Below are 13,822 nucleotides of genomic sequence, written 5' to 3'. Positions count from 1 at the left end.
CACGCAACGTCTACGGCACCCGGTACCCGCAGATCTCCCAGGCGATCACCACCATGCAGCAGCAGGTCCTCACGCACCGGCGCGACCCGGCGGCCGCCGCCGCCGAGACCGGCGCGAGCATCAAACCGCTACTCCCGCGATAACCACCCGACCAAAGCCGGCCGACCGCACAGCAGCGATTATCATGTCTGGCCGCGGGCGCCGCGGGAAGCCGGATTTGTTGCGACAACAGGGCTAATCGGTCTGGACGATTATGGGTAATGGTTTCCGTGACCGGTTTGAATCTTGTGTGTTACGCACGATACGCACAGGGAGATTCGCGCGCATCGAGGCGGACCGGTAACTGTCAGTCAGGTGCCGGCGACTCCCTGCCTGGGAGATCCGCAACCCAACGAGGGGTGTGACGCGATGAGGCGCAGACAACTTGCCAGATCCGCACTGGTGGCGATCGCCGCCATGATCATTCCGCCGGAAACGTCGTAGCCGTGGACGGCAGCCCGCCGGGCGGCACGGCCATTTGGGTCACCATCGATGATCTTTTTGGGTAATGACTGCGCTGAGGATCACCATGACATGTATGTGATGGACGCTGTTGGTGCTCGGCTGGCGGCGCGGCTGCCGGCGGGGCTGGCCGGGATCAGCGTGCTGCACGAACTGCTTGCCGGGCAGGCCAGGGGCCGGGCGGAGTGGCGGGCGGCCTCGAGGCCGATCGCGGCCTGTGGGGGACGCGCTGGTCGCCGCCGGTTACCAGGTCTATGCGGTCAATCCGCTGGCAGTGGCCCGCTCCCGCGATCGCCATCACGTATCGGGGGCGAAGTTCGACGCTGCGGATGCCAAGCTGCTAGCCGACCTGGCCGCACCGACCGCCACAACCACCGCTCGATCGCCGGAGACAGCCCGCAGGCGGCGACGATCAAGGTGTTCGCCCGCGCCCAGAGTTTGATCTGGGCGCGCACCCTGCACACCAATGCGCTGCGCGGATACTACCCGGGCGCCCCTGCAGGCCTTCGCTGACCTGTCCGGTCGCGACGCCTTGGCTGTGCTGGGTCGGATCCCCCGGCTGAGGGTGCCCGGCTGACCCTGCCGCAGATCTCCGCGGCGCTGCGTCGGGCGGGCGGCAGCGCAACGTCGAGGCGCGAGCCCGCCAGATCCAGGCTGCGTTGCGCACCGAGCACCTGGCCGCAGCCAACCCTACCGCCGCGGCCTTCGCCGCCACCACCGTGTGCAGGCGGGCATCATCGGCGAGCTCAACCGCCAGATCGGCGAGCTGAAAATCCACCTTGCGGACTGCGCACGTCTGTCCACATAGGAATAGCCGATATCGGATGTGCGGTTCATCAAAGGGGGACGGCGTTCGCCATGCGCCGTTACGGGTACAGTGGTGTCCCATTAGACAGTTCATATGCGACGGCGGTGGGCACCTCGAGATTCCGGCCGGAGAGCATCCCGGGGCTCGGTGCGAGCATCCAATTCCGCACCCGGGTGGCGATGGTGGGGGACAGGTTCGCTTCGCCGCGAGCGGCGAAGCGGATGGCGACGAAGAGCTGGTGCACGGGGTCCTTTGAGCAGATAGCTGGTTGCGCCGGCGTCAATGGCGCGGTTGATGTCTCTATCGGGTCGTGGGTGGTCAGGACGAGGATCCTTGCCCGCAGGTCGTGTGAGCGGATCCGGTCGGTCGCGGTGGCGTCATCGACGTCGGGCTTCCGCAGATCCAGCAGGATGACGGCGGCCAGCATGGCGCGGAGGCCGTCGCACGACGCGGTGGTCGTCGGGATCAGCACGCGGAGGTGGTCGGTCATCTTGTGCTCCGTCGTCACGGTGGCGGCGACCGTGGTGCCTGTTCGGAGATGTCTCCACGGTCCGGGGTGCCGTCGACACCCGCCAGCCGCTCCCGCATGCCGACCAGCCCGCTGCCGCTGTGAGGTCGCCCGGTGCGCGTCGGCATGCCGGCACGTTGGACAGCACCTCGCCGGCGACGCACAGCAAGGCGGTCTGCGTCTCGGCCGGCAGCACCAGCGGCGGTTCGGCGACCAGGGTCCACACCCTGATCCGGTGTCCTGCGCCATCCCGCCGGCCAGGTGCCGCAGCGCGGAGTCGTCGAGCGCCTGGGCCCGCAGCGCCCATACACCACGCGGCGGCTGTCGGTCAGGCCCTCCCGCGCGGTGCGCAGCGCCCGGGTGACGTGGCGCTGGGGCGTGGCGGACTGTCCGGTTACCGTAGATCAGCGCCCAACACTGGCTGGTGGGTGCGGTGGGGCCGGTCGGCGTGGTGTGGGCCGCGCATCGGCTGCGCCCGGAAGCCGGGGTGCCGGCACCGCGTGCACTGCGCGGGCGTACTCGATTTCCAGCACTGGGCGGCCGTCGCCGTGGTCGCGTTCCCGGGTCCGTTCGGTGAGGGTGAAGCCGAACCGGGTATAGAGCGCGCGGGCGCGGGTGGCCCCGGCCAACGTCCACACTCGCGTCCTCGGATAACCGGCGTCGGCCAGCCGGTCCCAGGCAGCGTCGAGGAGCGCGGTGGCTAGGCCACGGCCCCAGAGCGACGGGTGCACGTACAGGTCGTAGAGCTCGGCGTCGCGAGGCTGGTCTCGGTGCGGCCCGACGTGGGTGAAGGCAGCGATGTGATCGCCGTGCTCAGCGACCAACAGCGTGGTCCGGGCGAACTCGCGGGCCGTCAGTACGTCGGTCCACCGGGTACGTCGCTGCTCCGCGAGTTTCGTTAGCCAGTCGGTTTCGAAGACGTCGCGGTGCGCAGTCTGCCAGGCCGCGGCGTGTACCGTGCCGATGGCCGTAGCGTCGGCACGCGTCGCTTCCCGTATCAATGTCGGCGAGTCGATCTTCATCGCCTGCTCCGGAACGGCGGGCGCCCATGCGTTGTCCGGACGCTCTACGTACACCCTGGAAGACACCGCAAGGTCGAGACCATGACGGCAGCGCCGCTTTGTTGTCTATAGCAACAATTCCGCGCCGGGCTCGGGGCTTCGGACTGCTGTCGTCCGCCAATCTCGTCCTACCCGTGCTTTCAGCGGACATTCGCACGCACCGCATAGCGTTGCACATGGCTTGCAGCGTGGTCGTGGCCCTCCGACAGCGCGATCAGGCACGCGCCGGACTTCGTCCGGAGCGAGGTTCGGACACGACCCGCTGCGTCGGGGTCAGCGCAACGATGTGACCGTCGGTGCGGCGATCGAGCAGGCGGTCACATTGGGATGAGCGACAACGTTCACGGTGCCGATAGGGGTGGCTGCGCCGGTTCGCCGAACGGGCAGAGGCGGTGCTGGAGCTGTTCACGGTGTGGCTGCGGGCGCTGCCGCTGACCCGGTGATGCCGGGGTCGGCTGGGAGCCGGTGGGCCGATGCGTTGGCCGTGATCGATGCGACGGCGATGGTCGCTGCCGGTCCGTTCGGAATGCCGTGGTGTCGCCGTAGGAGTTGGGTGGCGGCGTTGTCGGGGTGGGCGGTTGTTGGCGCCGGGCTGGCCACCGAGTGGATCAACACGGTTGACCGTGCCACGGCGACGATCTTGTCATGATCCTGTGCGCTTGCCCTTGTGGAACAAGCGAGGGGAAGGCCGTCGGTGGCGGACGGGATGAGCAGGCGGCGCGGGCTGGGCGGTCCTGGGTGATCGGGGATGTGCCGGTACCAACTGACTCGGGAAGCGGCCGATCCGGCGCATTCGATGAAGACCCGTGGCCGGATGGTGCGCAAGATCGCCGAGCGCGGCACACCGATCCGTTCGGGCGGCGGATCCGGGTGTCCCGGCAGACGGTGGACCGCTGGAACCGGGACTGGCGGGCCCGCGGGTTCGATGCGTTGGTGCCCTGTGGGACGTGACGCATTGCCCGACGCGGTCGAGCGGCAGTACTTGCGCCGGGTCGAAGCACTGAGCGCCACATCCAACGCGCGGGACACCTCAGAGCGAGAGATCGCAGCTTCCCGCGGGTCCGCTTGCCGCCGAGGGGCAGCCACGGCATGTTGATTGGCCGACTTCGCATGGCATCCTTCGTGGCATCACATGCCGTTGACTGGGGTGGCTGTGGGCTACCATGCGGCAACGGAGGAAACAACAGTGCTGGTAGAGGCCAGTGACCGTGGGGCCACCCCCGACTGTTAACCGAAGGGTTGCTGGTTCGAGTCCAGCCGGGGGAGCGTGCGGGCCGGTCGGTGCTGTGTGGTTCCGACGCCGACCGGCCCGACAAGGTCAAGATCCCGATAGGTCCGTCGGGGTCGTGGTGAGCTCGACGATTGCCAACCTACTAGGGTGGGCGCATGCCGAGTGAGCCGCCGTATTGGCTAGCGCCCGGAGTCGATGTCGACCGGCCCAATGTCGCGCGGATCTACGACTACCTGCTCGGCGGGGCGTGTAACTTCCAGGCGGACCGGGACTTCGCCGAGAAACTGCTGGCGGTCATTCCCGAGGCGGAGGGCGCGGCGCAGCACAACCGGGCATATCTACGCCGGGCGGTGCGGTTCTGCGTCGGGGAAGGGATACGCCAGTTCCTCGATCTCGGGTCGGGCATTCCCACGGTCGGTAATGTGCACGAGATCGCCCAACAGTTGGCGCCGGAATGTCGGGTGGTCTATGTCGACAACGAGCCGATCGCGGTGGCGCACAGTGAGCTGATGCTCGAGGGCAACGACCGGACCGGCGTCGTGCTGGCCAACCTGCTCGACGTCGATACCGTGCTCACGTCCGAACCGGTACAGCAGTTGCTCGATTTCAGTGAGCCGATGGCGATACTGATGGTCGGCGTGCTGCACTACATCCCGGACTCGGCCGACCCCTGGCAGGCGGTGGCCCGCTACGTCGACGCCATGTCGTCGGGCAGCCACCTGGCGATCTCCCACGGAGCTTTGGTCGAGGTGCAGCGGTCGCTGGACGGCTGGCGGATGATGAGCCAAAGCGGCAACCCCGGCGGCGGTCGTCCCCGCGAGCAGGTCGAGGCGTTCCTGACCGGCACCGACCTCGTGGCACCCGGTCTGGTGTGGACTCCGGAGTGGCGGCCCGACCCCGGCATGGAGGTCGCCAACCCCGAGCTCGCCTTCATGTGGGCCGCCGTGGGCCGCAAGCCGTAGGCTCGACCAGCTGGCCCGCCCGCTTGGACGGGCCACTGTAGACTTTGCCACCCCCGCAACGGCGTCCCCCGTCCGTGTGACAAGATCCACGCCATGATCATCAGCCGCGCACGGCGCTCGGTGAAGTCGTTGCTGTTGGGTTTGGCTCTGGCCGTGGTCTGGATGGTCGGACCTGGCGCTCTCTTAGCAATCGCGTGTCCTCCCTGGCCGTCTCCGATCTGATGGAGAGCCTATGCCGGCGGGCGATCGGTACCGGTCGGCTGGGCTGCCCGGGGCGTGAGCGGGGTTGTCCGTGGTTCGGGTATCGGGCTGTCGGCATCGCTCATTCGCGCCAGGCGTCGTTCCACCATGTCGGCGTCGGGATGGTTCAGTTCGCGGAAGAGCGTGGCAGCGTTGCTCCAGTGCGCTCGGGCCGCTGAGTAGTCCCCGACCGCGTGATAGGCCTCGGCGAGGAGATTGAGGGATCTGGCCTGGCCATGGGGCTCGTTGATTGCGCGGTACAGCCGAGCGGCTTCGGCGGCTCGTGGAATCGCGTCCGTAAAGCGGTTGAGGCGAAAGTATACGGTCGCCAGCGCCTCGAGGGCTTCCGCTGTTCTGCGCTCGTCCAGGGCGCGATGGTGGAATATGAGCGCCTGCTCGAGGTAGGCCATGGCCGGCATCAGGTCGCCCAGCGTCAAATGTAGCTCGCCTATGGCGGTCAGCGTGTCCGCCTGCCGGGGGTGGTCGAGCTCCTGGCGCAGGCGCAATGCCGTCTGATAGCACTTGGCAGCGCTGTCGTACTGCTCCATTCTGCGGTACGCGTCGCCGAGCCGGTGGTACGCGTGCGCTTTCATGGCCTTGTGGCCGATCCTGTCGAATAGCGCGATGGCCTTTTCGTACATCTTTACGACCGAACGCAGTTCGCCCAGCTCGATAGCCGTGGTCGCGATGTTCATGAGGCCCATGGCTTCACCGTATGTGTCGCCGAGCTCCCGGTAAAGAAGGTGGGCCTCTCGAAGGTAGCGGGCTGCCTGCGTGTATTCCTTGGCAAAGTAGTAGGTGAAGCCGAGGTTGTTGAGGAGTCCGGCCGCACCCTCCTTGGAGTTGACCGCTCGCGCGGATTCCAGTGCAATATGGTGAACCTCGAGAAGCTCGCGTGGATCTCCGTAACGGTGCAGGAGATCGTCGAAATCGCCGACCAACCGCCAGGCATGCTCGTGGAAATCCTCGCTGGCCGCATACCGGACGGCGGCCAGCAGATTAGGTCTCTCCGCAATGGCCCAACGGAGAGCTTCCTGCGCATCGTGGAATCGCTGTGGCTCAATTCCGGAGGTGATGGGGAGCGGTGGGACCTCGACCCGGTTCGGGTCAGCCTGCCGCGCCGCGTTGATCGCGCTACTCAAGTACCAGTCGAGCAATCGATGGATGGTCGCGCGGCGTGTCTGAGGATCTTCCGCGGCGGCCAGTTCGGCGGCGAACAGGTGAATGAGGTCGTGAAGTCGGTATCTGTCGGCCGCGCGCTGCTCGACGAGGTTCGCGCCCAGCAGGATGTCGAGCAGCTGTTCGGTACGGGCGAGCGGCAGGTCGGCGAGGGCCGAGGCCGCGGGGGCGCTGAACTCGATGCCGGGGTGCAGGCCCAGAAGCCGAAACAGCCGCCTGGCCTCAGGTACCAGCGCGTCGTAGGAACATGAGAACACCGCGCGCAGGGTGACCGTGTCGTCGTCTCCTTGGCTGCCGGCGTCCAGCAGGATCCGCCGCTGGCGGCGCAGCTGGACGACGAGGTCATGGAGGGGAACGTCGGGGCGGCCCGCGACGTGCTCCGCGGCGATCCGTATGCCGAGCGGCAGTCCGTCGCACAGGGAGACGAGATCGTCGACGGCGCGTGGGTCCTGTGCGGCTCGAGCGTCTCCGATGCGGCGGCGGAGAAGTGTGACGGAATCGTCTCGGGCAAGTCTGGGCAGCATGATGCGATGCGCGCCGTCGCGGTGCACAAGGCCCGTGAGCTGCTGCCGGCTGGTGACGAGCACCGCGCACGAGCCGGTCGCGGCGAGGATCGGCCGGACGTGGTCGGAGTCTCGGACGTTGTCGAGGACGATCAATGGTCGGTGGTCCGCCAGGAGCTGGCGCAGGAGCGTGACCTGAGCCCGCACATCCGAGGGCACGTGATCGGGTGGGACGTCGAGCGCGCCGAGGAAGGCGGTCAGAACCGCCGCGGGCGCAACGGGTTCCGTCAGGCTGTGACCGCTGAGGTCCGCGTAGAGCGTTCCGGTCGGGAACGGATGTCGGCTGGCCCAGTGGGCGACGAGCGCGCTCTTGCCGATGCCGGGCGGTCCGTCGATGGCGACGACCGGAGGGGAGTCGGTGTGGAGCAGCAGAGTGTCCAGGTGGGACAGAACGTCCTCGCGGCCGGTGAAGTACGGGGTCGGGCGCGGCAGCAGGCGCGGCGTGGGCCGGGGCTTGCGGTTGGCTGGAGCGATGGCGGCCATGGTGGGTGGCTCGTGCCGGGTCAGGCGGTCGTAGAGGCGGACCAGCTGTTCGCCGGGATCGGTGTCGAGCGCTGCGCGGACCCGCTCGCTGAACGCGCGGAAGAAGCCGGGCAGTTTGTCGGGGCCGTCGACCACGGCTATCGCGCGCATCCATTGTCCGGCGAGTGTCTCGTCTGTGTCATGCTCGCGTAGCAATGGACGAAGCCGTTCGCGCGCGAGTTCATGGCGGCCGAGGGCCAGGTCGGCGTCGATCAACCCGTACCAGGCGGGCAGCAGATCTTGGTTCACCAGGGTGTCACGCTGCGCCTGTGCCCACGCTGTCGTGAGATCTGCCAGCGGCGGCCCTTGCCACAGATCTATCGCGGCGGCGAAGGCGGTGCCCGCGCGATCCTGGTCGCCTTGCTGAGCGGCTCGGCGTCCCTCGGCGGCGAGCGCCCGGAACCGGTGGTAGTCGACGATTGCCGGGTCGACGTTGAGCCGGTAGGCGCGGCTCTCGGTGGTCAATGTCGCCGGTGAATTGGCCTCCTTGAGCGCGGCGCGCAGCCTCGTCACATATATCTGCAACGTCTTGTACGGATTCGGTGGAAGGTCTCGGCCTTTGACCGGTTTTTGACCAGTTATGCTGCGTGCGGGCTCGTCCCATAGTCGCCTTTCCAGGGTGCTGACCGCGACCGGAGTGTTGGGTGAGAGCAGCAGTATGCCGAGGACGCCGCGGACCTTGGTAGCGCCTAGCTGCACCATTTGGCCGCCGATCTCTAGGCCGACCGGTCCCAAGATGTGGAATTGCACCGCCAGGACTCCCTCGCTGGTGCTTTGGAATCTCTGTGTGGTCTGTTCTGCAGTGTCGTCCGGCACTCGCGAGCATGTGGCCATGATCACTGTACGATACCAAATTGTTACTGATCGTGTCAGGCATGTTGAAGGCGGTTTGAAACCCGTTTGGTCGGCTGGCCCCGCATCGTGCCCCGCGTGCCTTTGTCGGGAAGGTGAGGGGAGCATTGGTGAGCGAGCTCGCTTGGTTGTCCGTACCGGTCGGTATCGATGCGCAGCGGTGGGTCACGCGTGCCGCCCGCCGAACGGTGCTGGTGGTGGTGCACACCGTCGTCGCCGGTCAGCGGTTGCTGGACATCGTGGACATGGTCGAGACCGATCTGCGCGTGCAAATGGTTTATACGCGTGCACCGTCGGCTTTCGGCAACGGTGTGACACAGCTGTTGAATTCCCTGGACGTCGTGGAGATCGCCTGGCATCAGGCGGTCCGCGAGCGGTTCGATCTGGCGATCGCCGCCGGGTACACCGGGCTCGACGAGCTGCACGCGCCGATCATGGTTCTGCCGCATGGTGCCGGGCACGCGAAACGGGCCCGCGGGTACCGGGGCGTGACCGGTTACCACCGTGGGGGCGCGCGGGTCGACCGGCCGATCTACGGGTTGGACGCCCAGCGACTCGTCCGGGACGACCGCGTGGTGCCCGCGTCGATCGTGTTGTCGCACAAGGCCCAGCGTGAGGTGCTCGCCCGCCAGTGCCCGCCGGCGGCGGAGCTGGCCGTGGTCGCCGGTGATCCGTGCTATGACCGGATGTTGGCCAGCGTGGGCAGGCGCTCGGAGTACCGAGCGGCGCTGGGTGTCACACCGGAACGCCGGCTGGTGGTGGTCGCTTCGACCTGGGGCCCGCAGTCGCTGTTCGCGCGGAACCTGGCGCTGCTGTCCAGCGTGCTGCAGCAGCTGGATCCGGCGCGGTACCAGGTCGCCGCGTTGATCCATCCGGCGGTGTGGTTCGGTCACGGACCGCGCCAGGTACGTGCCTGGCTGGCCGAGTCGCGCGCGGCGGGGTTGATGCTCATCGAGCCGCTGGTGGACTGGCGGGTCGCCGTGCTGGCCGCCGACTACGTCATCGGTGATCATGGCTCCACGACGGTGTACGCGTCGGCGATCGGCGTGCCGGTGCTGCACGTCGGCGTGCCCACCGGAGAGATCGACGCGAGCTCGCCCCAGGCTTGGCTCGGCGAGCGCGCGCCCGTCCTGGCCCGGTCCCGGCCGGTGGAGGTCCAGCTCCATCGGGCGGCGAAGGTGGCCGAGCACGTGGGGCGCCAACCGGATGCGATGCGGCTGACCTCGCGACCCGGACAGGCCCACCGCGTGCTGCGCAGGGAGATGTACCGGTTGCTGGGCCTGTCCGTTCCCGGCCGGCACCGTGGCGCCGATCCGATTCCCGTGCCGGCCGACGCGAAAGGTGCCTGGCATGTCTGATTCCTTTCCCGGCGCCGACGCGCACGTGGCCACCTCGACCGACCGCAGGCACCGGATGCAGTGCGCCGACATCCTGCTGAGCGACCAACCGTCGCGGCGGGCCGCGCGGCGGTGGATCACGTCGACCTGGACCGGCTACCCGGGATGTGTTGTGGCGGCGGCAAGGGATCAGCACGGCCGGTGGTGCCTCATCGAGACGCGCGACGCGGGCGCGCTGCTGGTCCGGGCGACCGGATCGTCTATAGTGGACCAAGCGATCGTCGAGCTGGCGGCACGCGTCCGGTATGACCAATGGATAGCGGCCGGGGCGGCGCCGTGAGCGGGACGCCGAGGGTGGTGGTCGCCGGCGTGGTGAGCGTGCGGGTTGCCCTCCGGGTGCCGTCGTTCCCGGTGCCGTTCATGGCCAGCCGTCGGGACAACGGCGGGATCGGCCTTCGGCTGGCCAGCACGGCGTGGACCGCCGCCCGCACCCTGCAACGGCTGGGAACGACGGTTTCGCTGGCCACCTACGTGGGTGCGGACATGGCGGGCCAGCTGGCGAGCCACGGCCTTCGCAAGTACGGGCTGTACGGGCCGGCGACGCTGGTCTGCCCCACTCAGCCAAGTGTTGTGGTGCTGTACGACCACGACGGGCACCGGTCCAGCACCCGGGACCACGGGTTCACGGCGGAATCCCGTTATCCCCCCGAGGTTCTCACCTCGATCCTGGACACCCTCGAGCACTGCGATCTCGCGTTGCTGACCTCCGTCGGGTTCACCCGCTCACTGATCCCGGTCGTCGCCGAGCGCGGCATCCCCATCGCCACGGACCTGCAACTCGTCACCGACATCGACAGCAGCCCGTACCAGGACCGGATGCGCAGCGCCCACATCCTGGCCTGCTCGCACGAGCGGCTGACGGGCACCCCGGAGTCGTGGATCGTCGAGCTATGGCGACGGTTCGGCGTCGAGGTCGCCCTTGTGGGGTGCGGCCCCGGCGGCGCGGTCCTCGGTGTCCGTACGGGACACCGGATCTGGCGCATCGACGCGATCACGCCTCGCGGTGTCCGCTACACCAGCGGCGCCGGCGACACGCTGCTGGCCTCGTTCGTCCATCACTACCTCACCGGCTGCCATCCGCTCGGCGCCGCCCGCCACGCGGTGCTGGCGGCGGGGTGGAAGGTCGGCGGCGAGCCCGCGGAGGAACCCGGTCTGACCGCGGCGGATCTCGCCGAGATCCGCGGTAGGCACGGACTGCCGGCGATCCACCGGCTGCGCTGACCGGCCTAGCCTTCCGGGTCGAGGCCGGTCAGCTCGGGCCGGCCGGAAAGCTCGACGGCGGCCTGCTCGTGTTGTCCGGCGGCCACTTCGTCACCGGTTCGCCGGGCGAGCTCGGCCAACGCGTGGTGTGCACGGGCCTGCTCGAAGGCGGACTGCAACTCGGTCACCGTCGCCAGAGCGAGGTGCAGCAACTCGCGTGCGGTGTCGTACCGACCGCCCTGGACGTGCGCGTGTCCCAGAACGATCGCGGCGCGCGCGGCGTTGTAGTGATCGGGAGTGTCCAACGTGGACAGTAAGCGGCGGGCGGTGTCGAGGTGCGCAACGGCCTCACTGACCTGACCGAGGGTCAGCAGCGTCTCCCCGAGATTGATCAGCAGTAGGCCCTGCGAGCGCGCCTGACCGACCTCTGACATGAGTGCCAGCGCCTCACGAAACGCCGCCACGGCGAGCTGGAGCTGACCGGTTTGCACGTAGACGATGCCGCGACTCTTCAGCGCGCTCGCCTCACCGCGGCGGTTGCCGCGCCGGCGGTTCTGCTCGAGCATGCTGTCCACATGCCGCCTGGCCTCGTCGAACGCACCAAGGCGCGCGCTGGCCCGAGCCAGCCGCTTGCTCATGTTGTTCTGCGCGTCCAGGTCGCCCATCGCCTGCGCCGCGTGCAGCGCGATCTCGTCGACCTCGACCGCGTCCCGCAGGTGCTTGTGCACGATGAACAGCGGCTGCATGCTGTCGGCGAGGTGATACGCCAGGTCGTACCAGCTCTCCTCGGAAGCCGTTCGCACGCAGGCGATGAGATTCCGACGCTCCAACTCCAACCAGCGCAGCGCCGTGTCGTACCGGTCGACTCCGGACGGCACGACAGGCCGCGCCCCGGTGCCGTCGAGATCGTAGGTCAGCACCCGCCGGGACGGCATCACCGCTCTGGCCGCCGACTGGGCGACCAGGAGGTACCACTGCACCGTTCGCCGGACGGCCGCGGATCTCGTGGGCCGAGGGTCTTCGATCAACGCGCGCTCGCGCGCATGGACCCGGATCAGATCGTGGAACTGGTAGTACCCGTCGCCGAGCTCTTCGAGCAGGCTGGCATCCGCCAGCTGGTCGGTCGCCCGTTGTGCCTCGGCGAGGTCGGTGGCCGTCGCGGCCGCGATCAGGTGCACACTCCACCGTGCCGCTGGACACCATCCCAGCGAGCGATACGTCCGAGCAGCAAGTTCGGGCAGCTCCGCGTACGACAGGTCGAACGTCGCCCGCACCGACATGTCCTCGTCCACCGACAACACCTCTAACCGGCGGTGCTCCTCCCGCAGTTCCTCCGCCGTCCACGCCAACGAGCGACTCCGCCGGGACACGGTCAGCGCGGCAGCCACGCACAACGCGATCGGCAGCCCGCCACACAACTTCGCCAGCACGGCCGCGTGGTTACGCTCGGCTCGCACCCGAGCCATACCCACCCGCCGCTCAAGCAGTTCCAGTGCGCTGTCCGCGTCGAGCGGATCGACCTGGACCACGTGCGCACCGCGCGCCACCAACCCCAGCAACGGACGGCGACTGGTCACGACCACCAGGCTGCTGCCAGAGGCCGGTAGCACCGCGCGCACCTGTGCGGCCGAGAATGCGTTGTCCAGCAGCAGTGCCAGCGATCGCGGCACGGTGACCGACCGGAACAACGCCGCACGCTCCGCCAACCCGGTCGGGACGTACTGCGGATCCACGCCCAACGCCCGGAGGAACTGGCCAAGCAGATCCTCCGGCGCCACGGGATCGCCAGCAGTGTCGACAAGTTCGGCAAATATCTGGCCGTCCGGAAACCTGTCGGTCAACCGCGCCAACCAATGCACCGCCAAGGCGGTCTTCCCTACGCCGCCTTGGCCCTTCAGCAGCACGACGGTCGGCGACGACCCGGACTGCTCTCGGATCGTGCTGTCCAGTAGCGCAAGCTCGCGTTGCCGGCCAATGAAATGCTCGTCGGCCGGGAGCAGCTGTCGCGGGACTACCTGAGGTGTGCCTCCGGCATGAAAGTGCACGTCACCGTGCACCACGCCCGCCTGAAGGACGCTGCCGCTGACCGAGCCCGCAGCCACGTTCCGTACCTCAGCCGATTCATCGTGAACCCGCCCCGATCTTGGTTGGGCAGCGGCAGGCATCGCCGGGCGTCTATCCCCGGCATCTGAACCACTCACATTCCGGCCCCTCGACAATGTGCGTGACCGTGCCATTGTACAGAAAGTAACCTAAAACTAACAGAGTGCAGTTACTGACCGTGGTGAACGACTCTCCTCAGGGGCCGGAGCTCGCCAACAGCCCCGAGCACGCCGAACGCGGCGCTCCCGCGGTCCCGCGGGAGCGGCCGCGCCGAGTGGCAGCGGACCCCGGCCGCACAGCGTGCCGGTGGCCGCGGTGTGGCGGACCCCATCTCGTCCAGGGAGTCGCCCGTAAGCCCATCGGTTCGGACCGGGTCCACATGGCCTAGAGTGGACTCCACTCCCAGGTCACATCGCCTGGGTTGTTTCATCGGGGCGGTAGCTCAGCCGGTTAGAGCAGGGGACTCATAATCCCTTGGCCGTGGGTTCGAGTCCCACCCGCCCCACGCTCAGGGGATCCCTGTCCGCGGAAAGCGCGGACCGGGTCGCGTGGCGTATCTTCTGGGGGCCGAGCCCCCAGACCCCCACGGTGCTAGCTCCTTTCCGATCCGCGTTGGGCGCGTTGGCGGGAGACCAGCGGGCGGCTGTGGCGCGGTTGTTGTGCTGATGCGTTGTCCACCAGGTTGGCAAAGTTTG

Annotated in this window: 8 protein-coding genes, 1 tRNA gene and 1 pseudogene; 6 read left to right on the top strand and 4 right to left on the bottom strand. The window is 68.2% G+C overall.

Translation table 11 applies throughout. From position 1 onward, the window contains the following. Positions 1-531 precede the first annotated feature (531 nt). A pseudogene (locus VGX25_RS08715) lies at positions 532-1,285 on the top strand (IS110 family transposase); the annotation flags it as partial. A gap of 82 nt (positions 1,286-1,367) precedes the next feature. Here the strand turns inward: VGX25_RS08715 and VGX25_RS08710 are convergent. Both VGX25_RS08710 and VGX25_RS08705 read right to left on the bottom strand, forming a co-directional pair. After that, complete coding sequence (locus VGX25_RS08710) at positions 1,368-1,799, bottom strand: hypothetical protein (RefSeq protein WP_326917117.1); 432 nt, start codon at positions 1,797-1,799, stop codon at positions 1,368-1,370. Between the two features lie 422 nt (positions 1,800-2,221). Then, positions 2,222-2,839, bottom strand: coding sequence for a GNAT family N-acetyltransferase (locus VGX25_RS08705; RefSeq protein WP_326917116.1), 618 nt, complete (start codon positions 2,837-2,839; stop codon positions 2,222-2,224). Between the two features lie 1,425 nt (positions 2,840-4,264). Between VGX25_RS08705 and VGX25_RS08700 the strand changes: the two genes are divergently transcribed. Continuing rightward, entirely contained in the window at positions 4,265-5,071 is an 807-nt protein-coding gene (locus tag VGX25_RS08700) for an SAM-dependent methyltransferase (RefSeq protein ID WP_326917115.1), read from the top strand. Between the two features lie 230 nt (positions 5,072-5,301). On the opposite strand, the gene VGX25_RS08695 is transcribed toward VGX25_RS08700, so the two are convergent. Continuing rightward, positions 5,302-8,325, bottom strand: a complete 3,024-nt coding sequence (locus VGX25_RS08695) for an AfsR/SARP family transcriptional regulator (RefSeq protein ID WP_326917114.1) — start codon at positions 8,323-8,325, stop codon at positions 5,302-5,304. 212 nt (positions 8,326-8,537) lie between these two features. Here VGX25_RS08695 and VGX25_RS08690 point away from each other — a divergent pair, with 212 nt between their 5' ends. Genes VGX25_RS08690 through VGX25_RS08680 form a run of 3 tightly spaced genes read left to right on the top strand, consistent with a single transcriptional unit; the run spans position 8,538 to position 11,045 of the window. Then, positions 8,538-9,785 carry a hypothetical protein gene (locus tag VGX25_RS08690; protein WP_326917113.1) on the top strand — a complete coding sequence of 416 codons (1,248 nt, stop codon included), beginning with the start codon at positions 8,538-8,540 and terminating at the stop codon, positions 9,783-9,785. After that, positions 9,778-10,104, top strand: a complete 327-nt coding sequence (locus VGX25_RS08685; protein WP_326917112.1) for a hypothetical protein — start codon at positions 9,778-9,780, stop codon at positions 10,102-10,104. Before VGX25_RS08690 ends, VGX25_RS08685 begins: the two co-directional genes overlap by 8 nt. Further along, positions 10,101-11,045 (top strand): carbohydrate kinase family protein, encoded by a 945-nt coding sequence (locus tag VGX25_RS08680; protein WP_326917111.1) that lies wholly within the window; start codon positions 10,101-10,103, stop codon positions 11,043-11,045. The genes VGX25_RS08685 and VGX25_RS08680 overlap by 4 nt, the downstream gene beginning before the upstream one ends. 5 nt (positions 11,046-11,050) lie before the next feature. Here the strand turns inward: VGX25_RS08680 and VGX25_RS08675 are convergent, their stop codons facing one another. After that, entirely contained in the window at positions 11,051-13,126 is a 2,076-nt protein-coding gene (locus VGX25_RS08675; protein ID WP_326917110.1) for a tetratricopeptide repeat protein, read from the bottom strand. A gap of 432 nt (positions 13,127-13,558) precedes the next feature. Between VGX25_RS08675 and VGX25_RS08670 the strand changes: the two genes are divergently transcribed. Further along, positions 13,559-13,632 (top strand) — tRNA-Ile (locus VGX25_RS08670). Positions 13,633-13,822: the final 190 nt, after the last annotated feature.

Origin of the sequence: Actinophytocola sp. (genome assembly GCF_035942955.1) — a bacterium.
In the GTDB taxonomy this organism is placed as follows: Bacteria; Actinomycetota; Actinomycetes; order Mycobacteriales; family Pseudonocardiaceae; genus DASYTH01.
This window is presented reverse-complemented; position numbering and strand designations above follow the sequence as displayed.